Origin of the sequence: Bradyrhizobium sp. SZCCHNS1022 (genome assembly GCF_032484835.1) — a bacterium.
Classification (GTDB): Bacteria; Pseudomonadota; Alphaproteobacteria; order Rhizobiales; family Xanthobacteraceae; genus Bradyrhizobium.
In genome coordinates this window covers 394,978-416,267 of the sequence record NZ_JAUETT010000007.1, presented here as the reverse complement: position 1 = coordinate 416,267, position 21,290 = coordinate 394,978, and the positions used below count along the sequence as shown (strand labels likewise).

17 protein-coding genes are annotated in these 21,290 nt (G+C 64.6%); 8 read left to right on the top strand and 9 right to left on the bottom strand.

Annotation, left to right across the window (positions count from 1 at the left end):
- Positions 1-19 precede the first annotated feature (19 nt).
- Genes QX071_RS32190 through QX071_RS32180 form a run of 3 tightly spaced genes read right to left on the bottom strand, consistent with a single transcriptional unit; the run spans position 20 to position 2,237 of the window.
- Positions 20-592, bottom strand: coding sequence for a peroxidase-related enzyme (locus QX071_RS32190; RefSeq protein WP_315707278.1), 573 nt, complete (start codon positions 590-592; stop codon positions 20-22).
- Positions 589-1,080, bottom strand: coding sequence for a hypothetical protein (locus QX071_RS32185; RefSeq protein WP_315707279.1), 492 nt, complete (start codon positions 1,078-1,080; stop codon positions 589-591). The genes QX071_RS32190 and QX071_RS32185 overlap by 4 nt, the downstream gene beginning before the upstream one ends.
- A complete protein-coding gene (locus tag QX071_RS32180; protein WP_315707280.1) occupies positions 1,077-2,237 on the bottom strand; it encodes a PLP-dependent cysteine synthase family protein in 1,161 nt (386 codons plus the stop codon). The genes QX071_RS32185 and QX071_RS32180 overlap by 4 nt, the downstream gene beginning before the upstream one ends.
- A gap of 128 nt (positions 2,238-2,365) precedes the next feature.
- Between QX071_RS32180 and QX071_RS32175 the strand changes: the two genes are divergently transcribed.
- The 3 genes from QX071_RS32175 to QX071_RS32165 are packed head-to-tail and all read left to right on the top strand — an operon-like array spanning position 2,366 to position 6,169.
- A complete protein-coding gene (locus QX071_RS32175) occupies positions 2,366-3,343 on the top strand; it encodes a LysR family transcriptional regulator (protein ID WP_315707304.1) in 978 nt (325 codons plus the stop codon).
- Positions 3,340-4,821 (top strand): NAD(P)/FAD-dependent oxidoreductase, encoded by a 1,482-nt coding sequence (locus QX071_RS32170; RefSeq protein ID WP_315707281.1) that lies wholly within the window; start codon positions 3,340-3,342, stop codon positions 4,819-4,821. The genes QX071_RS32175 and QX071_RS32170 overlap by 4 nt, the downstream gene beginning before the upstream one ends.
- Before the next feature lie 25 nt (positions 4,822-4,846).
- A complete protein-coding gene (locus QX071_RS32165; RefSeq protein ID WP_315707282.1) occupies positions 4,847-6,169 on the top strand; it encodes an MFS transporter in 1,323 nt (440 codons plus the stop codon).
- Between the two features lie 33 nt (positions 6,170-6,202).
- Here the strand turns inward: QX071_RS32165 and QX071_RS32160 are convergent, their stop codons facing one another.
- Positions 6,203-6,979 carry a hypothetical protein gene (locus QX071_RS32160; protein ID WP_315707283.1) on the bottom strand — a complete coding sequence of 259 codons (777 nt, stop codon included), beginning with the start codon at positions 6,977-6,979 and terminating at the stop codon, positions 6,203-6,205.
- 257 nt (positions 6,980-7,236) lie between these two features.
- Between QX071_RS32160 and QX071_RS32155 the strand changes: the two genes are divergently transcribed.
- Positions 7,237-8,463 (top strand): MFS transporter, encoded by a 1,227-nt coding sequence (locus QX071_RS32155; RefSeq protein WP_315707284.1) that lies wholly within the window; start codon positions 7,237-7,239, stop codon positions 8,461-8,463.
- Positions 8,464-8,499: 36 nt separating this feature from the next.
- Here the strand turns inward: QX071_RS32155 and QX071_RS32150 are convergent, their stop codons facing one another.
- On the bottom strand, positions 8,500-9,303 hold the full coding sequence (locus tag QX071_RS32150; RefSeq protein ID WP_315707285.1) for an MBL fold metallo-hydrolase: 804 nt from the start codon (positions 9,301-9,303) through the stop codon (positions 8,500-8,502).
- Positions 9,304-9,612: 309 nt separating this feature from the next.
- On the opposite strand from QX071_RS32150, the gene QX071_RS32145 reads away from it, so the two are divergent.
- From QX071_RS32145 to QX071_RS32135, 3 genes are all read left to right on the top strand, one after another.
- A complete protein-coding gene (locus tag QX071_RS32145) occupies positions 9,613-10,509 on the top strand; it encodes a LysR family transcriptional regulator (protein WP_315707286.1) in 897 nt (298 codons plus the stop codon).
- A gap of 151 nt (positions 10,510-10,660) precedes the next feature.
- Complete coding sequence (locus QX071_RS32140; RefSeq protein ID WP_315707287.1) at positions 10,661-11,590, top strand: AEC family transporter; 930 nt, start codon at positions 10,661-10,663, stop codon at positions 11,588-11,590.
- A gap of 417 nt (positions 11,591-12,007) precedes the next feature.
- The gene (locus QX071_RS32135) at positions 12,008-13,273 is read left to right on the top strand and encodes an alkaline phosphatase family protein (protein ID WP_315707288.1); all 1,266 of its coding nucleotides are present in this window, start codon (positions 12,008-12,010) and stop codon (positions 13,271-13,273) included.
- A gap of 142 nt (positions 13,274-13,415) precedes the next feature.
- Here the strand turns inward: QX071_RS32135 and QX071_RS32130 are convergent, their stop codons facing one another.
- Positions 13,416-15,410 carry a tetratricopeptide repeat-containing sulfotransferase family protein gene (locus QX071_RS32130; protein ID WP_315707305.1) on the bottom strand — a complete coding sequence of 665 codons (1,995 nt, stop codon included), beginning with the start codon at positions 15,408-15,410 and terminating at the stop codon, positions 13,416-13,418.
- A gap of 138 nt (positions 15,411-15,548) precedes the next feature.
- Here QX071_RS32130 and QX071_RS32125 point away from each other — a divergent pair, with 138 nt between their 5' ends.
- Positions 15,549-17,858 (top strand): phosphocholine-specific phospholipase C, encoded by a 2,310-nt coding sequence (locus tag QX071_RS32125; RefSeq protein ID WP_315707289.1) that lies wholly within the window; start codon positions 15,549-15,551, stop codon positions 17,856-17,858.
- Positions 17,859-17,943: 85 nt separating this feature from the next.
- Here the strand turns inward: QX071_RS32125 and QX071_RS32120 are convergent, their stop codons facing one another.
- The 3 genes from QX071_RS32120 to QX071_RS32110 form a co-directional block, all read right to left on the bottom strand.
- Positions 17,944-19,803: a recombinase family protein gene (locus QX071_RS32120; protein ID WP_315707290.1), complete on the bottom strand. Its 1,860-nt coding sequence runs from the start codon at positions 19,801-19,803 to the stop codon at positions 17,944-17,946.
- A 17-nt stretch (positions 19,804-19,820) separates the two neighbouring features.
- Entirely contained in the window at positions 19,821-20,063 is a 243-nt protein-coding gene (locus QX071_RS32115; RefSeq protein WP_315707291.1) for a hypothetical protein, read from the bottom strand.
- Positions 20,064-20,537: 474 nt separating this feature from the next.
- Positions 20,538-21,083, bottom strand: a complete 546-nt coding sequence (locus QX071_RS32110) for a hypothetical protein (protein WP_315707292.1) — start codon at positions 21,081-21,083, stop codon at positions 20,538-20,540.
- Between the last annotated feature and the right edge of the window lie 207 nt (positions 21,084-21,290).

Genomic DNA, 21,290 nt, shown 5'->3' with positions numbered 1-21,290 from the left:
CGCAGCTCCGGCAGGCACCTCAAGCCAGCGGTTCGCCGAGCGTATGCATCAGCCGGTTGGCCCAGCCGAAGATCGCCACCGAGAGCACCAGATCGAGCTGCTCGAGCTCGCTCAGCCCCGCTTCTTTGAGGGCGCGCACGTCCGCGACGGTGGCCTCGATCGGCGTCGTCGACAGCTTGGCGGCGAAGTCGAACAGCGCCTGGTGACGCGGCTCGAGCTTGGCCTCGCGCTCATCGGCAAAGATCGCCTCGATCACATCATTGCGCTTGGTCAGGTTGAGAAAGCGCGAGGCGTGCACCGCCGTGCAATAGATGCAGCGGTTGACGACCGAGGCGCCGGTCGCGCCAAGTTCGCGTTCCGCGGAGGCAAGGCCGTCCTTGCCATACATGATCAGGTTGAACAGCGGCGAGCGGACCTCGAGCGATTCAGGATCGTGCGCCAACGTGAGGACGTAGGCCGAGACGCCCTTGTTGGACGGTGTGACCTTCATCGCAGCACGCTGTTCCGGCGTGGCCTGCGCGATGTCGACCGGGGTCACATAAGGCGACCACTCCGGAACCTCGGCCGTGAAGTCGTGGACCGGCTTCTTCATTGCCCCTCAACCTCCTTCAACAGCTCAAGGCCGGCAATCACGCGCAGCTGATAGTTCACGAACGCGGCAAGCTCGGAGAGCCGGACGATATCGGGCTCGCTGACGCCGGCCGCCTTCAAGGCCTCGATATCGTTGCGCGTCGCTTGCCGCGGCGCTCTCGTCAGCATGTCGGCGTGAACAGCCATCGCATCCTGCCGGGGATCGCCGCTCACCGCGCCGGGCTGCGCAAGCACCGCGACCTCGGCGTCTCCGGCATGCGCGAGATAGCCCTCATAATGCGCAACCAAGGCGTCGTTGCCGACATGGCGACACATCCGCGCCGCCAATGCCGCGCGTAAGGCGTGGCTCAGGCCACCGGGATCGCGCGGCACCAGCACGGCATCATGCGCCGCCTCGCTCAACCGCATCACCTCGGCGCGGATCTTGAGCGCCTCGCCGAGCCTGGAGCCGGGCGGCACGCCCGCAAGCTTTTCGATCAGCGTGGTCATGCGGCACCTCTCGAATGGCAGGGATTGTCGGCATCCTGAACCGAAACAGTCAAAGACTGCCCCGTCTCCAGGAAGGCCGCCAGCGCGGCCTCGTAAGGCGCGGGATCGAGCCCGCGCGCAGCGAGCCAGCTCGGCTCATAATAGGTCTGGCGATAGCGCTCGCCGGAATCGCAGATCAGCGTCACCAGCGATCCGGTCTGCCCGGTACGGCGCATCTCCGCCGCAAGCCGGCACAGCGCCAGGAAGTTCGTCCCCGTCGAGCCACCGACGGAACGTGGCAGCCGCCGCGTCAACACGTTCATGGCCGCGATTGACGCGGCATCCGGCACCTTCATCATGCGATCGACCACGCCCGGAACGAAGGACGGTTCGCAGCGCGGGCGCCCAACGCCTTCGATCAGCGATGGTCGCTCGCACACGCGCGTGCAATCACCGGCGCAAAAGGCATCGAAAAACGCCGAGTGCTCGACATCGGCGACACAGAGCCTGGTCGGATAGCGCCGGTAGCGCAAATAGCGCCCGATCGTGGCAGAGGTGCCGCCGGTGCCGGCACCCATCACGATCCACTCCGGCACGGGGTGCCGCTCGCCGGCGAGCTGCGTGAAGATCGACTCGGCGATGTTGTTGTTGCCACGCCAGTCGGTCGCCCGTTCGGCGAAGGTGAACTGATCCATGTAGTGACCACCGAGGTGACCCGCGAGCGCGGCGGCCTCGGCATAGAGCGCGCGCCCGTCGTCGATCAAATGGCAGTTGCCGCCATAATGCGCGATCGCGGCGATCTTCTCGGCCGAGGTGGTGCGCGGCATCACCGCATAGAACGGCACGCCGATCATCTGCGCGAAATAGGCTTCCGACACTGCGGTCGAGCCGGACGAGGCCTCGACCACCGGCGTGCCCTCGCGGATATGGCCGTTGCAGAGCGCATAGAGAAACAGCGAGCGCGCCAGCCGATGCTTGAGGCTGCCGGTCGGATGGGTCGACTCGTCCTTGAGATAAAGGTCGATGCCTGCGAGCGCCGGCACGATCAGCCGGATCAGATGCGTATCGGCGGTGCGGCACTGGTCAGCCTCGATCGCGGCGACCGCATCGTCGGCCCAGCCGCGGCGGAAGTTCGGTCCGGCGGCGGGATGGCGAAAGACGGGAGGTGGTGTCGACATGGGCAGCAAGGGACCATAATACGAATTGTGCATCAAGATTAATCTGTCATTCTTGTGGTGAATGATCGGGCAAAGCCCGGCTGAACTTTATGCTTCAAGCAAATTGATGTTGGTGCATAATGCCTGGAATGCATGATGACGTGATCGACATCCGGCTCCTCGAAGCCTTCGCCGCGGTGATGTCCGCCGGCAGCATCACCGGCGCGGCGAAGCTGCTCGGCCGATCGCAGCCCGTGGTGACGCGGCAGATCCAGGATCTCGAAGCCGACGTCGGCTATCAGCTGTTCTCGCGCAACGGCCCGCGCATCGCGCCGACGGCGAAAGGGGTGCTGTTCCACGCCGAGGTCGAGCGGCTGCTGCTCGGGCTGAAGCACGTCCGCGAACGGGCGGCGGCGATCGGCGCTGGCGCTCTGCCGGTGCTGAGCCTGGCCGCGATCCCCGCGCTCGCCGCCGGCGTGGTGCCGGGTGCGCTCGCCGCGATCGACGGCGATCTGCTGCCGGCCCACGTCCATGTGCAGTCGCTCTCGGCGGAGAATGTCGCGCAATCCGTGCTGTCCCAGTCGGCCGATTTCGGCCTGGCAAGCCTGCCGATCCAGCATCCCGGCCTCGACGTGCACTGGGTGTGCGAGGTGCCCTGTGTGGCGTGCCTCGCCGCCGATCATCCGCTCGCGAAGAAGAAGGCGATCCGGCTGAAGGACCTCACCGGCCGCCGGCTCCTGACCATGGCCAATCCATATCGACTGCGGCGTCGCGTCGAAGCGGCACTCGAGCGTGCAGGCGTCAGGCCGCGGGAGATGATCGAAACCAACGCCTCGCTGGCCGCGATCGCCATGGCCAAGCAGTCGCTCGGCATCGCCATCATCGAACCGGTGCTGACCGCAGGCCTCGACATGAGCGGCGTCGTCACGCGGCGGCTCGATGCGGCGATCCCGTTCCTGTTTGCTGCGATCTCGCCGGCCGGACGAGAGCTCAGCCCGACCGTGGCCGCCTTGAACCAGGCGGTGCGCGCCGCGGTGACCTTGATGCCGGGTGCCAGACTGCATGAAGGCAGCGCTGCCTTCGCCGACGCCCCCGACGCCGATCAATTCGAAAGAGCCGACCGATGACGATGACCACGCCCGATGCCGCAGGACTCGCTGCGCTGGAAGCGCGCCTGCGGCAGGACCTCGCCTGGCTGGAATGGCCGGCCAAATCATGGGTGCCGCGTCGCGTGATCGATGGGCAGGAGGTCGTCGACGTCGTCATTGTCGGCGGCGGCATGGCCGGGCTGGTGGCCTCTGCGATGCTCAAGCGCTTCGGCGTCGACAATCATTTGGTGCTGGATCGCGCCAGGGCCGGCCACGAAGGTCCGTGGGTCACCTATGCCCGCATGCTCACGCTGCGGTCGCCGAAGGAACTGACCGGCCCCGCCATGGGCCTGCCGGCGCTCACCTTCCGCGCCTTCTATGAGGCGCAGTTCGGCTACGACTCCTGGGAGAAACTCGACCGCGCACCGCGCACGCTCTGGATGGACTATCTGATCTGGTACCGCAAGGTGCTCAATCTGCCGGTGCACAATGAGGCCGCGGTCGAGCGCATCTGCGCGCGCAGCGATGACCTGCTGGCGCTCGACATCCGCAAGGCCGGGACCTCGCGGCAGATCCTTGCACGGCACGTCGTGCTCGCCACCGGACGCGACGGTCTCGGCGGCCCGTACGTGCCTGAGATCGCCGCGCGAATTGACCGTCGTTTCCGGGCCCATACCGCCGAGATGATCGATTTCGCTCGCCTCGCGGGCAAGCGGGTCGCGGTGGTGGGCGCCGGCGCATCGGCGATGGACAATGCGGCGATGGCGCTCGAAGCGGGCGCGGCGCGGCTCGACCTGTTCATCCGCAGACCCGACATTCCGCGCATCAACAAGTTCACCGGCATCGGCAGCCAGGGCGTCGTGCACGGCTTTGCCGGCCTGCCGGACGAATGGAAATGGCGCTTCCTCGATCACACCATCAAGGCGCAGACGCCGCCGCCACGTCCCTCGGTATTGCGCGTCTCGGCCTTCGCGCAGGCGCATTTTCACCTGGCGAGCCCGATCATCGATCTCACCGAAAGCGGCGACCATGTCGTCGTGAGCACGCCGAAGGGCCGCCACGAGGTCGACTTCATCATCTTCGGGACCGGATTCGAGGTGGATCTTGCGCGGCGGCCCGAGCTCGCCGAATTCGCCCCACACATCCGCTTCTGGCGCGATCGCTTTCCGCCCCCGGAAGGAATGGAAAATGCGGAGCTGGAATCCTCGCCCGATCTCGGCGACAGCTTCGAATTCCTCGAGAAGATGCCGGGCGTCTGCCCCGCATTGTCGCGGCTGCACTGCTTCAACTATCCGGCCACGCTCAGTCACGGCAAGCTTTCCGGCGACATCCCCGCGATCAGCGAGGGCGCAGACCGGCTCGCACGCGGCATCGTGCGACGGCTGTTCGTCGATGATCGCGAGCGGCATTTCGAAAATCTGAAGGCCTTCGCCACGCCCGAGATCCTCGGTGACGAATGGACCGACGCCGACGCACCGGCCGCGCCGCAGCCGGCGGCGCTCGACGCTTCCACCTGACTTCGAACCGAACGGGCACGCGCCTATGCAAAAGACCAACAGGACGGCCGTCGTGGCGGCCATCGCCGGCAATGCGATGGAATGGTACGATTTCACGGTGTTCGCGCTGATGACGCCGGTCATCAAGACCCTGTTCTTCCCGGTCGATCCGAAAGTGCCCGGCAGCGAGATCAATGCGCTGCTGTTGACCACGGCGCTGTTCGGGACCGGGTTCTTCATGCGGCCGGTCGGCGGACTCGTACTCGGCTATTTCGGCGACATCAAAGGGCGCAAAGCCGCGATGACGCTCGGCATGGCGCTGATGGCGCTCTCGGTGGCACTCTTGGCGCTGACGCCGACCTACGCCACCGCGGGCCTCGCCGCGCCGTTCATCGTGTTGATCGCGCGGCTGCTGCAGGGCTTTTCGGTCGGCGGCGAGTTCGGCACCTCCACCGCCTATCTGATCGAGGCGGCGCCGCCCGGACGCACCGGCCTGTACGGATCCTGGCAGATCGGCGGACAATTGATGGCCAATGCGCTGGGCGCGACGCTCGGCGCCGGAATCACCCTGCTATTCACGCCGGAGCAGCTCAGCGCCGGCGCCTGGCGTATTCCCTTCATCGTCGGCCTTGCCATCGTGCCGATCTTGTTCGTGATGCGCGCCAGGCTCGCCGAGCCTGAGGCGTTCTCCCGCATCAAGACGGCAACACACAGCGAAACATTTGCGGCGGCGCTGAAATATCCCGGGCGCAATTACCTCATCGGCATGGGCATGGTGGTCGCGAGCGCGGTCTCGTTCTACATCACCTTCGGCTACACCGTGACCTACGCCAGGGAGGTGCTGAAGCTGCCGCTGATGCAGAGCTACCTGGTGCAGTTGATCGCGGCAGCGGTGATGATCGCCGTCGTGCCGCTCGCCGGCGTCGTCTCCGACCGCTATCCGCGCAAGCCGCTGCTGCTCGCCTCGCTGATCGGCTATTTCGCGTTGCTCTATCCGCTCTACGCCTGGGTGATTGCGGCGCCTTCGATCGGCAAGCTCCTGATCTGCCAAGTCGTGATCGGTTGCTTCAGTGCCTTTTTCCTCGGCGTGTACTGCACCACGCTGGTCGAGCTGTTCCCGGTGCGCATACGCTCAACCTCGCTCTCAATCGTCAACAACGTGGCGGTGCTGATCTTCGGCGGTTTCGCCCAGTTCTTCGTGACCTGGCTGATCGCGCTGACCGGCTCGCCACTGGCGCCAATCTTCTACGTGATGATCGGCGTCGGCCTTGGCCTCGTCGCGGTGCTCGCGATGCGCGGCGATCCGCGTGAGGTCGTGGGCGAATCGCCCGTGCCTGCAACGCTTCCGCTGCGCACGCCGAACGGCTGAGAGCGGGATGATCTCTCCCGCGCGCGTCAGCCGCTATGACAGCGCGCGGACTTTGCGTGGCCGCAGCAACAGCACGAGGACGAATGCCGCCAGCACCGCCGCAGCGGTTGCGGCAGAGAAGGCGACGAGCGAACCATAGGGCAGGATCAGCTGCGCAACGACCAGGTAGAACGAGACCACGCCGATCGCGCCGATCGCATTACCGCGGACGACCCGGAGCGCGTTGGTGCGGCCACCTTCGAGATGCGCAAACAACGTGAGCGGCCAGGCGATCACCGGAACGAGCGAGACGACGCCCGAAATGTCGGGTCCGAGAAGCCGCGCAAAGCTCGTCGTCAGCAACACCATCGTAGCCGCGGTCACGAGGCGCACCGGCAGGCTGATCGCAGGGCCGCCATGGGCGCCGCGCGGCGCACCGATGTTGTCCTTGGTCAGTCCGAGCAGGATCGCGATCATCGCCAGCACGACCGCCACCGCCAGCACCGGCGATTGCAGCGCCAGCAGGGCCCAGGCAGAAGCACAGAACACGATTACGCTGAGTGCGCAGGCGAGCGCGAGCGTGCAGACACGCGTCAACAGCGCGTAAGCCAAGTAAGCGATGAGCACAGCCGCCAATCCGGCCAGCGATGCAACCGCCGCCCGCTGCGCAAACAGCTCGCCCTGCTCGACCGCGAGATACACCGAGATCGGCCCGGAGGTCAGCGGCAAGCCCGACAGAAGCCCGCCGACAAACGTGCCCCATTGCCGTGCGGCAAGCGAGATCGCCAGCATCATCAGCGGCGTCACCGCGAGCTTGATGGCGAGCATCATCCCATCGTCCCATCTGCATCCGACTCTGCGATACTCATGACGCGCCGCGGTGCGGGCCGCAAGTGGATCCGTTCCAAGCTCGGTGCAACCGCCTTATGCGCGGGAGAAACGCCTTGCAAAGCGGCCATCACAGCTGGAGTCGGACCTAAGAGCCTCCGACCGCAACCGAGTCATGCAGCTCGGGCGGTTGCCCCGGGACGCTGCGACCTATACGCACGGGCCGCAGCCGCGACGATATCCATTCAACAGAGCTTCGCATGGCCAAGCCCGCAGCAACCGAGATCGACGCTTTCGACGAGTCCGGCCCATGGAAGCGCAATCTCTGGGTCTGCGTGTTCGGCTCGTTCACGACGATCGTCGCGATGACGCTGCTGTTGCCCTTCCTGCCGCTCTACGTCGAAGAGCTCGGCGTGAGCGACCACGCCGCGATCGTGCAATGGTCCGGCATCGCCTTCGGCGCGGCGTTCTTCACCGCGGCGCTGACCGCGCCTCTGTGGGGATGGCTGGCGGACCGCTACGGTCGCAAGCTGATGCTGATCCGGGCGAGCCTCGGCATGGCGGTGGCGATGTCACTGATCGGCATGGCGCACGATGTCTGGCAATTGGTCGGCTTGCGGTTGCTGACGGGCCTGCTCGGCGGCTATGCCTCGGGCTCGACGGTGCTGGTGGCGGCGCAGACGCCGAAATCACGGACAGGATGGGCGCTCGGCGTGCTCTCGTCCGGCATCATGGCGGGCAATCTGGTCGGCCCCCTGATCGGCGGCGTGCTGCCGCCCCGAATTGGTATCCGCGCCACCTTCCTGATGGCGGGCGCGGTCATCTTCATCACCTTCCTCGCCACGACCTTCCTGATTCATGAGGAGAAGCGGCCGCCGAAAGAGCGCAAGGCGAGGTCGCGCGGCGGCTGGTCGCTGGTGCCGGACAAGCGTCCCATCGTCGCGATGCTCGCGACCGGCGCGTTGTTGATGATCGCCAACATGTCGATCGAGCCGATCATCACGGTCTATGTCGCGCAACTGGTCGAGTCCGCGCAGGTCACCTTCGTCGCGGGTCTCGTCATGTCGGCAGCAGCGCTGGGCGCGGCGCTGTCATCGTCGCAGCTCGGCAAGCTCGCAGACCGCATCGGACATTGGAACATCGTGATCATCTGCCTAGCGATATCGGCCGTCCTGCTGATCCCGCAGGCCTTCGTGACCACGGGCTGGCAGCTCATCGTGCTGCGCTTCCTGATGGGGCTGGCGCTGGGCGGCCTGCTGCCCTGCATCGCCAGCGTGATCCGGCACAACGCGCCGGAGGCCGTCACCGGCACCCTGCTCAGCTATTCGGTGTCGGCCCAATATGCCGGGCAGGTGGTCGGGCCGGTGGCCGGCGGCTTCATCGGCGGCCATATCGGCATGCGATCCGTGTTCTTCGGCACCTGTGTCTTGATGGCGCTCGGCGCGGTCGGCAACCTCATCGTCGCCAGAAGCGTGAAGGACGGCTAGTCGGGACAGCGGCGTTCGGAGTTTACGCCGGGGCGTTCACGCGATCGCGGCGAGATAGCGCTGCACCGACACATTGAATGCGGCCTTGGCATCCGAGGCAATGTTGCGGTCCCACCAACCGCCATAGATGCGATCGAAGGCGAGCGGTGCAACGACCTCGGCGATGCGGCGGACGGCTGCCGGACCGAGCGGGATGTAGTTCGGATAGGAGTACATGAAGCTGACGTGGCGACGGTCCATCGCCACCATCGCGATGTCACCGACGAACAATGCGCCTTGTCCATCGGCGCCCTTCTTCCAATGCAGTACGGTGGCTCCGGGAAAGTGTCCGCCGGTGCGATGGAGCGCGATATCGGCCGAGAGCTGGACGCTTTCGCCCGACCACGGCACGATCGAGGCGTGTGGCCGGGTGACGAAGGCGCGGTCGTCGCCATGCAAATAAATCGGCGCGCCGCCGAATGCTTCGCTCCAATCGGCAACCGCACCATAGAAGTGCGGATGCGAGACGGCGATCGCCTTCAGCCCGCCGAGCGAGCGCACATAGGCGATGGCGGCGTCGGTGGCGAGCGGCACACAGTCCCACATCACGCAGCCGTCAGCCTCGTACAGCAGCAGCGCGCGCTGGCCGATGGCAAAGCGAGGCTCGAGCTGAAGGCCGGGGACTCCGAGGTCGTCGCGCCAGATCAGCCGATGATCGCGCAACATCTGCTCGCGGCTGAGGAAGGTTTGTCCCTCCCAGTTCACGAACTGCCGCTCGTCCTCGCAGATGGTGCAGGCGGCGGGCGGCCCTGCCGTTTCGGGAAACTGCGCACCGCATTGGGAACAGGTCCAGAGGGGCATGGATGAACCGATCAAACAGACGCAAGCCGCGCCAGTGCGGCGGATTGCACGCTTCTATCACGAGATGCCTCGGCCGCCGAGCCGATCAAGACCTCAATTTGGTTGCAACGAGCTGACCGGAAACGAGCCGGGCGGATTCGACTTCACATCTCGACAGGCCGGCGCCGCCTCGAATCCGCTCCATCGCACCACGCTCGTCCCCGCCGGAAGCAGCGGTCCCCCCGGAGGGTTGCTTTGCACCGCGTGACGATGTGAGTATCCGCTGCAGCCGCAGCGCTCGCCTCAGGCACGAAATCCGAAACCGCTTTGATGTCACTTCGCGCTCTCCGCACCTTCCTCGCCATCGCCAAGCACGGAACGTTCGCGCGGGCGGGGACCGCGATCGGGCTGACGCAATCAGCCGTGAGTCTGCAGGTGAAGGCGCTGGAACGGGAATTCGGCACGCCCCTGTTCGATCGATCGACCCGCCACCCCCGCCTGACCGAAGCCGGACGCAGGCTGCTGAGCCGTGCCGAGAACCTGGTCTCGCTCTACGACACGATTCCGGAGACGCTGAGTGATGAGCGGAATCTGACCGGGCGCCTGCGTCTGGGTGCAATCCAGACGGCGCTGGCCGGGCCGCTGCCCGAGGCGCTTGCCACCCTGCGTCAGGCACATCCGGGTCTGCGGATTCACGTGTCGGCCGGCATGTCTGCCGAGCTTGCACAGCGCGTCGCGGCCGACGAGCTCGATGCCGCGATCACCACCGAACCGGTGCGGCCCCACCCGGGTGGATTGACCTGGACCGCCCTCTACGAGGATCGGTTCTGGGTGCTCGCGCCGGAGAGCCAGGCTGGGCGCCCTCTGCAGGCGATGCTGCGCGATCTCCCCTTCATCCAATTCGATCCGCGGGCCTGGGCTGGGCGCACCATCGCGCGGGAGCTGCGGCGACAGGGCCTGGAGCCTCAGCAAGGCATGGTGCTGGACAGCCGGGACGTGATCGTCCGCATGGTCGAGCGCGGCCTCGGCGTCGCCGTAGTGCCGGTCTCGGAAGCCATGCTGCCGGCCTTACCGGCGATTCACCGCGCCCCGTTCGGCAAGCCGCAGCTGCGGCGCGACGTCGTGCTGTTGGAACGACGCGAGCGGCCGGCCAAGAAGCTGGCGGAGGCGATTGCCGAGGCAGTGCGCCAATCGATGAGGATTTCTCAAGTAAAGCAAAAGAAATAAGAATTTTTCATCAAGCCTGCTGGCGGCTAATCAGTGCCGTCGTCGCAGGAATCGCTATGCTCTCATCCACGCTCATCCTGACCGCAACGCCGGGTTCCCTGTTGCCGCAGGTCGATTGCCGTAGCTTCGCAGTGAAGCTGGAGCGACCGGCATGACCGGCGCCGTCCTCCTGGCCCTGGTGCCGGTCATTATCCTGATCGCGCTCGGTGCTTTCCTGCGCCGGCGTGTCTTTCTCGCCGAGGCATTCTGGCCGCAGGCCGAGCGCCTCGGCTACTACGTGCTTTTGCCGTCTCTGTTCCTGCACGGGCTGGCGACTGCGCGGCTCGACGCGCTGCCGGTGTTCGGGATGGCGTCCGTGCTGGTCGTCTCCACCATCCTGGTGGCCGGCCTGGTCGTGCTGCTGAGACCGTTGCTGCCGATCGATGGCGCCGCCTTCACCTCGGTGTTCCAGGGCAGCGTCCGCTTCAACAACTATGTCGGCGTATCGATCGTCGCCGGATTGTTCGGCGCCAAAGGCATCGCACTTGCGGCGATCTGCAACGCCGCCATCGTGCCGACCGTAAACGTGCTCTGCGTCATGATCTTTGCAGCCTTCGGCGCCGCGCGCATGAACGCGACCGCGATGCTGCGGCAGATCCTGGTCAATCCGCTGGTGCTCGGCTCAGCCGGAGGTATCTTGCTGCAGGCGCTCGGCCTCGGCCTGCCGTCCATGCTCGAACCCGCGCTGCGTTCGCTCGGTGCCGCATCACTGCCGCTCGGCCTGCTGTGCGTCGGCGCCGCGCTGGAGTTCGGCGCGATTCGATCCTGGGTCGGTCCGGTCGCGGTGTCATCGCTCGCCAAGTTCATCGCCATGCCGTTGGCGGCCGTTGCGGCGGCTGCAGCCACTGGGCTCACGGGCCAGGGCCTCTTCACTGTGCTGTTGTTTCAGGCGCTGCCGACGGCCTCTTCGGCCTACATCATGGCGCGGCAGCTCGGCGGCGATGCACCGCTGATGGCCGGCATCACCGCCACCCAGACGATCCTGGCAATTCCGGCGATCCCGCTCGTGCTGGCTCTGCTTGGAGCGGCAAGAGACTTTTGACGAGACGCCTGGAAAGCGGCGAACTGCAGCGTCCGCGCACCGAAGCAACGTCGCTCGAGATTCCGTCGGACGAAATGTGCTGACCGACTCGATGAAGCTGCCGCATGTCGAACATACGACCCGTGCCACAACGACTGAGTGCCTGATTGCACCTTGAGCGTCGCGAGCGATCACGTGTGGCGGCGCGCCATTGAACGCACTCTCTGTTATTCACTTCCGAGTCACTCAGCCGTCACGCAGCCGTTACACGATCAGAGTTCATTCGTCGCGCTGCTCCCAGCAGCAATCGCGACATGGGCAACGCGTTGCACGCGGCGGCTCGATTGCGCCGTGCATCGGGGCCGGCTCTCGTCGCATCCTCTTCACGCATCACACTCGGCTGTCATTGCTTACCAGCCATCAGGAGGCACCATTTAAATGAAAAAGACTGTTATCGCCCTGCTCGCCGGAGTCGCAACGGCGTCGGTCGCAGCGACCGCGTTCGCGAAGGAAGGCCCGGTCCCCTATGGCATGCGCCATCTCGATCACGTGTTTCTGATCATGATGGAAAACCACGGCTACGCGGAGATCATCAACAACCCGAACATGCCGTTCACCAACAAGCTGGCGAACAAGGCCGGGCTCGCGACCAATTATTTCGCCGTCGGCCACCCCAGCCTGACGAACTACCTGGAAGTCGTCGGCGGTTCGAATTTCGGCGTGCTGAACGATCATTCGCCGGATTGGCACAATGGGAGCTGCCAGACCAACCTCAGCACCGGCCAGCCGGCTTTGGATCAGAGCTCGTATCCGAACATCTGCCCTTTCCGCGGCGCGGGAAATGATGCGGCGACCCCTGCGATCGACACCAGCAACCTCGAAGGCAACCAGCCGGGGCCCGTGATCAACATCAATGGCTCGGCGTCGTACCCGGCGCAACCGACCGTCGCGAAGACGATCGCGCATCAGATCGTCGCGAAGGGCGGCACCTGGAAGACTTATCAGGAGAGCCTCCCGCCGACCGGCGCCGACAACGTCAACAGTGCCGACGGCGTGTTCTCGAACCTCAACCCGCCAACCAGCGCCGGCGTAACCGACGGCGTCGTCGGACTGTATGCCGTGAAGCATAATCCGTTCGCCTATTTCCTGGACATCCAGAACGGGACGCATCCCGGGCTGAGCCTCGGCAATGTCGCAAGCTTCGACGGCAACACAGGCCTGTTTGCGGACCTCCGCAAAGGTCACGTGCCGACGTTCTCGTTCATCGCGCCGAACCAGTGCAACGATCAGCATGGCCGCAGCGGCGCCGGCCCGCAGTGCGATTACGATCCGAACGATGTCGGAACGCAGAAGGGCCTCAACCCGGCCTTGATGTATCAGGGCGACGTCGCACTGGAGAGGATCGTCGGTGCGATCAAGGCCTCGCCGTCATGGAACGAAGGCAGGAACGCCATCGTCATCGTCTGGGATGAAAGCGACTACGCCAACGCTCCGATCACCAACCAGGTGGCGCTGATCGTGGATACCAATGACGGCGACCACGATCACGACGCCGATGATTCGCATGCACGCAAGAGCGGTCGTTACTATACGCACTACTCGCTGCTGAAGTCGATCGAGGGGGCGCTCGGGCTGCCCTGCCTCAATCACGCATGCGATGCCACGACCGATACGATGAACGATCTCTTCGACGGGCGGAAGTAATATCGCATTCGTCGCATGTCCACGCTCAGCCGCCCGTCTCGACACATATCCAGCACGGGCGGACCGCGCCGAAGGCGACGAATTCCGCCATCACCGCCTCACGATCGACGAATGGAAGACCGCCCGCGAGGCGGTCTTTCTTTTAGTCCCGATACCGATTGATTGCATCGCCCAGACTGTCCTTCAACGGATCGAGCCAGGGCGCGTAGTTCCGCCACTGCGAAAGTCCGTCGCGGAACAGCGGCCGGCGCACCTGCTCCGAGCTTGGGGTATTGATCGCACGGCGGTTGCTGTGGAATTCCAGACAGGCGGCGTCGAATGCGAGCCCACAATGCGCAAGGATCCGACGCACGCTGCCATCGAGATCTTCGACCAGGTCTTCGTAACTGACCCGCAGCACCCGGCCCGGCAGGACTCGATCCCAGTGACGCATCAACTCCAGATACGTCCTGTAATAGCTCGCGATCTCCTCGATTCCGTTGCAGAACTCCTGCCCTCTCGCGAAAAATTGCTTGAGGTTGCTGACACAGCAGGCCATCGGCTCGCGCCGGATGTCGATGATAGTCGCATTCGGCAGCATCAGGTGGATCAGGCCGATGTGCCAGAAATTGTTCGGCATCTTGTCGATGAAACGCGGCCGCCCACACCGGTAGACGCGCGTCTCGTCCACGTAGCGCCGCCCGAGGCGTTCGAACAGAAGCGGGTCGAGCCCTGGCAACAGATCCGGATAGCGTCCGCGGAATTCCGAAACGGCGCGCGGAATGTCGTGCAGTTCCTGCGTCCCGTCCACGTCCGGGTGCGAGGCCAGGATCTGTTCGAGCAGCGTCGAACCCGAGCGTGGCAGGCCGACGATGAAGATCGGATCGCGGTCGGCGGCGCCGGCACCGCTGCGGGCCGCAAGGAATTCCTCGCTGCAGGTCTCGATCAGGCGACGTGCGCGATCATCCGTGACCTCGGCGCGATAGCCCCTCTTCGCTCGCACCAGCAAATTGCCGCGTTCGTAGAACGACCAGGACGCGCCAAACTCGGCCCGATCCTCCAGCGCCTTGCCGAGCGCGAAGCAAAGATGTTCGCGATCCGGCAGCCCCGGAGCCGGTAGCGCCTCGAGCTCCCGCATCCGCCTGATCTCGTCGTCGCTGAACCGATATGTCTTCAGGTTGGCGAGGCTCCAATATGCATCGCCGATATCGGCTCGGCCGTTGGTCGCGTCCTGATAGGCTTGCACCGCCTCGTCGGCCCGGCCGAGCGCCTTCAGCGAATGCCCAAGCACGATGCGCAGATGATTAAGCTCCGGCGTCTCCGAGAGCAGTTCGCGGAAGATCGGCACCGCAACGTCATAGCGACCGAGGCCCGCGAGGCTCGTGGCGCGCAAAAATCGGGCATCGGAATCGGACGGCTCCGTCTGCAGGCGCGGCTGGATCTCGTCCAGCGCCGCCGCGTATTTCTGGCGCCCGATCAAAATGCGCACAAGATCCAACCGCGCGGCGGAATAACCGGGTGCATTCTGCACCACTTCGCGGAAAAGACTCTCGGCCCGATCCGTTGCGCCGCGCCGCTGCGCGATCCGCCCGAGCAGGCGCAACGCCTCGACATGCCTTCCATCCTGCTCGATGTAGCTCGTCAGAAGGTTCTCCGCTGCCAAGTACTCGCCGTCACAGAACCAGCTGCCCGCCTCCACGACCGCGCGCGGCAATTCGCTCAGTTTCGAAAGGTGCTGTGATGCCACCTGCGCTCTCCGCCTCTGGCCGGCAGCGCCGAGCAGTCGTTCGAGCATCGCCCAGCTCGATCCGAGTGCAGGATTGAGTTCGACCGCGCGTTCGAACGACTCGATCGCGGACGCCGGATTTCCCAGCGCCACTTGGCAATGACCGCGCTCTTGGAACAGCAGGCTGAAGCTTGGCTGAGCGCGCTCGAACCCATCCAGCGCCTGGAGAGCTTGCTTCGGCTGATCGAGCAAACGAAGGTTCAGGGCCGAAAAATAAAGCGCGCGCCGCTGCGATGGCGCCCGCTGCAGCACTGCGCGGGCCGCGGCCAGCGCTTCCGTGTGCCGACGAGCGGAGGTCAGATCCTGAACGTGACGCAGCTCCGCGGCTAACGTATCGGCATTCGTATCGCGGCGATCGAGCTCGGTCACCATCACTTCACTCTCGCTTCATAGATATTTCATCTGCGCGCAATGATCGGTTCCTAGCGTGCGCCCTTCACCTGATTTCGAGCGATGCCATTCGGCTTGCCTCGATCAATCTTCACACAGCATGACTTGGGGGCTAGCTCGTTGACCAATACCGATCGTCGTCAGTTTCTGCAAATGTTGGCGGCGGGCGCTGCAGCGACCACGCTCAGCACAAACGTCGCGAAGGCGCTCGCGATTCCCGCTCATCACCGCACAGGCACGATCAAGGATGTCGAGCACATCGTGATCCTGATGCAGGAGAATCGTCCGTTCGACCATCACTTCGGCACGCTGCGCGGCGTCCGCGGCTTCGCCGATCCGCGCGCCGTCAAGATCAACCTGCCGCTTCAGACCGGAGGCGCCGTGAAGGCGTCGGTCTTCCTGCAGCCTGCCAGCGCGGCAAATATCGCAGCCGGTTATTCCGTTCCGCCGAATTACGGCAACCTCGGCGGCCCGGCCAACGGCGTTCCCGTGATTCCGCCGCTGCGCATCGACCCGCAAAAGATCAGCGCCGGCCTCAACAGCCTCGGCCTCACCTATCTCGGCGGCACCGACCATGGTTGGAGCCGTAACCACATCGCCTGGAACATGGGGCAGTACGACGGCTGGGCAGCGCAAAAAGGCGCGGTCGCGATGGAGTACTTCACGCGCGCCGACATTCCCTATCACTTCGCGCTGGCCGACGCCTTCACGGTGCTGGACAACTACTACTCTTCGATCTTGGGCCCGACGAATCCGAACCGCTGCTACATGTGGACCGGCAGCATCGGAAACGTCGATTACGTGGGCGCGGGCGGAACGGACGGCTTCGGCGCAGGCCCGATCACCAGCAATGGCCTTCCTCAGGGGCATTACCTGAGCTGGGAGACGTTTCCCGAGGTGCTGACCAAGGCCGGCGTGAGCTGGAAAGTCTATCAGGACCTGGCGGGTAGCACGTTCGCGCCGGACTTCGGCGATGGAGGCCCGGCCGGCGATTTCAGCGGCGACTATACGGATAATTCGCTGCTGTATTTTGCCCAATACGCGAACTCGAGCGCCGGCAACCCGCTGTTCGACAATGCCTGCACCGGCACACAGCTGGCCTACAATCAGCCTGCGGCCAACGCTCCGGCCTCCGCCTGGACAGCCTGGGCTCTCAGCCAGTTCGACCAGTTCAAGGCCGACGTGCAGAACGGGACGCTGCCCCAGGTCTCCTGGATCGTCGCGCCGGCCGGCTACACCGAGCACTCCTCCTGGCCCGTCAACTATGGTGCCTGGTACATCTCGCAGGTGCTCGACATCCTGGTGTCGAAGCCGGAGGTGTTCAGCAAGACGGTCTTCATCATCAACTACGACGAAGCCGACGGCAGCTTCGACCACGTCGTTCCGCCTTCACCGCCGCCGGCCGTGCCGGCTACGCCCGACATGGGCGCCTCGACGGTCGACTACCACAACGAGATCGTCACGACCGCATCGCCGGCCGGCCCGATCGGACTGGGGACCCGGGTGCCGTGCCTCGTGATCTCGCCGTGGAGCAAGGGCGGTTACGTGAACTCGCAAGTCTTCGATCACACGTCGACGATCCAGTTCATCGAAAAGCGTTTCGGTGTCTACGAACGCAACATCTCGCCCTGGCGCCGCGCCGTCTGCGGCGACCTGACTTCGGTGTTCAATTTCAAGAACCCGGATCGGGATCGGGACGACGACGATCAGGTCAAGCTGCCGTCCACCGCCGGCTATCTGCCGTCGGTCGGCGAATTGTCGGGCACCGTCAGCCCGCCGACGGTCGCAATCAAGCCGAACAACGTGATCATCGGTATTCCTGAGCAGGAAAAGGGCATTCGCCCGGCGCGCGCCCTGCCCTACGAACTGAATGTCTATGGCAAGGTCGACGTTACCGCCGGCACGATCGCGTTGCAGTTCATCAACAGCGGCAAGGCCGGCGCCGTGTTCCACGTCCGCTCGGGCAGCACCACCGACCCGGTCCGGACCTACACGGTCGAGGCCGGCAAGACCCTGTCGGGATCCTGGACCGTCACCGGAACGTACGACCTCACCGTCTACGGCCCGAACGGGTTCACCCGCTCGTTCAAGGGCAGCGTCGGCTCTGGCGCGGTAGCGCTCGATATCCGCTCTGGCTATGGAGATGACGACGACAACTTGATCTCGCTGTCGGTGCGGAACACGCGGCCGCAGAAGGCCACCGTGACCCTGTTCGATGCGTATACCGGCGAAAAGATGGTCCGCACGCTTGGCCCGAACGGGCGTGCCGACGGCAGGCTGCCGCTTGAGCGTTTCCACGGCTGGTACGACCTCGTCGTCACGGTCGCGGAAGACCCGCATTTCGAGTACCGGCTGACCGGGCATGTCGAGACCGGACGCGACAGCAAGTCGGACCCGGCGATGGGCGGTCTGCTGGCGTTGAAGGCCTGAGGGGGCGCCGCGCGTCGAATAACGGATGAAGCTGATTTGACGTTTGCTCCGCAGTTCGCGGGACTGCTCAGGCGAACGTCAAATCCTACGCTTCACTAAGCGTTAGAACGGCCGTGCCGGTAGGCGCGGCCGTTCTTCTTGCGTGCAGAATCGCGGAAGCACGAGAGCAATGGCACCGCGCTGGTGCGGCGAACTGGCGTGAGACTCGTCGTGCATGACACGGCCGGCAAATCATCTCGCCAAACAAAAATGGCCCGCGCAATGCGGGCCATTTTCGTATCGGAACCGGTGATGTCCGAATTTGGTTGCGGGGACGTGCAGCCACTGCCGGCATAACAAGACTACTTCTCTGATTTTCCTGGATATTCGAGAATTCAAGGATACCCATCAGCTCGCCACGCAGCTCAGCATGGACCTCGCCACGCTTCTTGCCGGGATTGAGTACGATCTCGCCGATGAGCGAGCGCAGCGCCTCGGCTGCCTCGCGCCCGCCATCCGGATCGGTGAGCGCCTCGGTGAACCGGGCCACGTTCTTGCGGTAGACGTTGGCAATGTTGGGATGCATGTCGGGAACGTCGGCGGGAGCCTGTGACAGGCGCGCTGTGATCTCCGCCTTCTGCCGTTCAAGTTCATCCATCCGCGCCTTCATCGACGGCTGGTAGAGGCCATCCTCGATTGCCGCCATGATGCCGGCAACCGCCCGCTCGATCTTCTGAAGCGCACGGTGGTCTGTTTCCGCCCGTGCCCGCCGGTCGTGGTTGAGGCGGTTCATCTCCTCAGCATAGGCACGCACCGCTTCTGCGACCGCCTCGGACGAGACGAGGCGATCCTTCAGTCCCGCCAACACCCGCGCCTCGATCTTCTCGCGCATGATGGTGCGGTTGTTGGCACAGGTCCCGCGACGATGGTGGTTGAGGCAGCCGTAGCGGTTCGGCGTCAGGATGCCGATCTTGCCGCCGCAGCATCCGCAGGTGAGAAGGCCAGAAAGGAGGGAGACGGGCCGGTTGGCGAGGTGCAGCCGCTTGGCCCTGCCCTCCCGCGTATTGGCCGGGTTGGGACCGAAGAGGGCCGAGATTTGCTGCTGCCGCGCCCGCGCGGCCTGCCACAGCTCATCGTCCACGATCCTGAGATGCGGCACCTCGGTCCTGATCCACTGGCTTTCCGGGTTCGGCCGTGACACGCGCTTGCCAGTCGCCGGATCCTTGACGAAACGCTGCCTGTTCCAGACCAGGACACCGGCATAGAGTTCGTTGTTGAGGATGCCGGTGCCGCGCGAGACGTGGCCTCGGATGCTGGTGTCGCCCCAGGCCCGGCCGAGCGGGCCGGGAATGCCGTCCTTGTTCAGTTCGACCGCGATGGCCTTCGGGCTTTTGCCGGCGGCAAAGGCGCGGAAGATGCGTCGGACAATCCTCGCTTCCTCCACGATGATCTCGCGATCGCCCCGGATCGGCTCACCGTTGGCGTCGAGCCCCTTCATGACGTTATAGCCGTAGCAGAGGCCACCGCCGGCCTTGCCCTTCTCCACTCGGCCGCGCAAACCACGATGAGTCTTCAGGGCAAGGTCCTTGAGGAACAGGGCATTCATAGTGCCCTTGAGGCCAACGTGAAGCTCGCTGATCTCGCCTTCGGCCAGGGTGACGATGGAGACGCCCGCGAAGCGCAGATGCTTGAACAGCGTGGCGACATCCGCCTGGTCACGAGAAATCCGGTCCAGCGCCTCGCCCAACACGACATCGAACAGACCGCGTTGCGCATCCTGCAACAACAACTGGATGCCGGGCCGCAGGATCATGCTCGCGCCCGAAATGGCGGCGTCGTGATAGGTGCTCGTGACCTTCCATCGCTCGCGCTTGGCGTGCTCTCGGCAGAGGCGGAACTGATCCTCGATCGAGCTTTCGCTCTGATTGTCGGACGAGTAGCGAGCGTAAAGCGCAACGCGGGGCATGGCGGTCTCCGTTCTGTCTAATCCTCGCCGGCCTCGTCCTCCGCATCCCTCGCGGCCTGAGGCCCGTTATCATTGGCGGCGCTGAGCGCCGCGAACTGCTTCCGTGCAATCCGGCGTCCGATCAGCCGGGCAATGGTCAACGTCACCTGCTCCAACTGTCGCCGCGTCTTGTTATCCGCCTTGCTCGTTCCATCCTCCGGACCTTGATTGTCGTTGGCCGGTCTGATGTCGTCCAGCTCCAGTTCTGTGTCATCTGCCATGCCGTCACTCGCCCGATTGATGAAGTCAAACGAGCATCAAGCGGCGACGAATTCAGGAAGAGAAGACCAGAAATCCTGCCATCGTACGGGAGCGCGCAGATACTTGCGAACGGCCGTTTTGGCGTAGGTTTCGAACGCATCACACAGCCTGCAAAGCCTTCTGCACTGCCTTCGGGGCGCGCTCGATCGCGAGAAGATAAACGCGTGCCGGCCCTTCCGGCTGTCGCGACCTTGCTCCGAATGGCATAGCATGTTGAGCGCTGAATCCGAAGCGAGCTGCGAACTCTTCCTGCGTCAGGTCTAAGCGCACCCGGGTCGCCTTCACGTCGATTCTTCGGCCGTTTGCGGAGCTGAGATGTGGCACGATGGTCGTAGGTCGGAGATATCCGTTCGCACCGCTTTCGTCTGGCGGCGCCTTAGCGGTTCGACCAGGCCTTCGTTTCCACATCCCGCTCGCAGGAAGGCGCGCAATCGTTATCGAGGATCAACACCACGATTCGGAATAGCGAGACCAACGGCCGCGCAAATCGCGCGTTCAGTTGAGAGCAGCAGCAACCGGTAGCCATCCTCCTCGTAAAGGGGGTACTGGCGAGCTTCGTAACACTCGCGCACATACTTTAACGCCGCGGCCGCTCCTTTGAGGCTTCCCGGCACGGTGCCGGCGAGCTGACGCGAGGCCTTCATCTCAGCCCGGCCGAGTGCGCCTTCAGCCTCGCAGAGGCCACTTAACTTGACCTCCAGCTCGGCCCGCCTGCTGCAGGGCGCACGGCGCAGCTCGCGCTCGGCAGCATCCTGCTCGGTGAGCAGGCGCCCCAGTTCCTCAAAGGCTCGGCGGTGGCCCTCGATGGCATCAAGGACCGGGTCGGGCGGGGTTGAAACGCCAACGCTTTCAGCCCGCGAGGGCGTGATGACCCCGGCCAGGATGGCGGCGCTACCAGTGACGAACTGCCGACGCCGAACGGCAGGGCCGGCAGGAAAGATTAAACGACTCGTGGTATAGGCAGAATCAGCCTGAGACATGGGTCACTCCATGTTGAGGGTTAGGCTCGCGCAGGTGTTGCTGCATCTGTGCGGGCCGCTTGTCTGGCCTGTAGCGGCCAGTGCCGCGAATCGAATCACGGTCGATTCGTTACGTCAATGGATATCCGGTTTTCACTCACGGCCAGGCCGTGTACCCATAAACCCTACGGCGTGATGCGACTAAAGCAATGTCTGCTTTGTCCCTAT

Bases quoted from the DNA above. Each gene is read 5' to 3' on its own strand.
- QX071_RS32115 (WP_315707291.1), bottom strand. From the start codon at position 20,063: ATGGCAGATGACACAGAACTGGAGCTGGACGACATCAGACCGGCCAAC.
- QX071_RS32155 (WP_315707284.1), top strand. From the start codon at position 7,237: ATGGCCAAGCCCGCAGCAACCGAGATCGACGCTTTCGACGAGTCCGGC.
- QX071_RS32135 (WP_315707288.1), top strand. From the start codon at position 12,008: ATGAAAAAGACTGTTATCGCCCTGCTCGCCGGAGTCGCAACGGCGTCG.
- QX071_RS32175 (WP_315707304.1), top strand. From the start codon at position 2,366: ATGCATGATGACGTGATCGACATCCGGCTCCTCGAAGCCTTCGCCGCG.
- QX071_RS32165 (WP_315707282.1), top strand. From the start codon at position 4,847: ATGCAAAAGACCAACAGGACGGCCGTCGTGGCGGCCATCGCCGGCAAT.
- QX071_RS32160 (WP_315707283.1), bottom strand. From the start codon at position 6,979: ATGATGCTCGCCATCAAGCTCGCGGTGACGCCGCTGATGATGCTGGCG.
- QX071_RS32145 (WP_315707286.1), top strand. From the start codon at position 9,613: ATGTCACTTCGCGCTCTCCGCACCTTCCTCGCCATCGCCAAGCACGGA.
- QX071_RS32130 (WP_315707305.1), bottom strand. From the start codon at position 15,410: ATGGTGACCGAGCTCGATCGCCGCGATACGAATGCCGATACGTTAGCC.
- QX071_RS32140 (WP_315707287.1), top strand. From the start codon at position 10,661: ATGACCGGCGCCGTCCTCCTGGCCCTGGTGCCGGTCATTATCCTGATC.
- QX071_RS32180 (WP_315707280.1), bottom strand. From the start codon at position 2,237: ATGTCGACACCACCTCCCGTCTTTCGCCATCCCGCCGCCGGACCGAAC.
- QX071_RS32120 (WP_315707290.1), bottom strand. From the start codon at position 19,803: ATGCCCCGCGTTGCGCTTTACGCTCGCTACTCGTCCGACAATCAGAGC.
- QX071_RS32150 (WP_315707285.1), bottom strand. From the start codon at position 9,303: ATGCCCCTCTGGACCTGTTCCCAATGCGGTGCGCAGTTTCCCGAAACG.
- QX071_RS32190 (WP_315707278.1), bottom strand. From the start codon at position 592: ATGAAGAAGCCGGTCCACGACTTCACGGCCGAGGTTCCGGAGTGGTCG.
- QX071_RS32170 (WP_315707281.1), top strand. From the start codon at position 3,340: ATGACGATGACCACGCCCGATGCCGCAGGACTCGCTGCGCTGGAAGCG.
- QX071_RS32110 (WP_315707292.1), bottom strand. From the start codon at position 21,083: ATGTCTCAGGCTGATTCTGCCTATACCACGAGTCGTTTAATCTTTCCT.
- QX071_RS32185 (WP_315707279.1), bottom strand. From the start codon at position 1,080: ATGACCACGCTGATCGAAAAGCTTGCGGGCGTGCCGCCCGGCTCCAGG.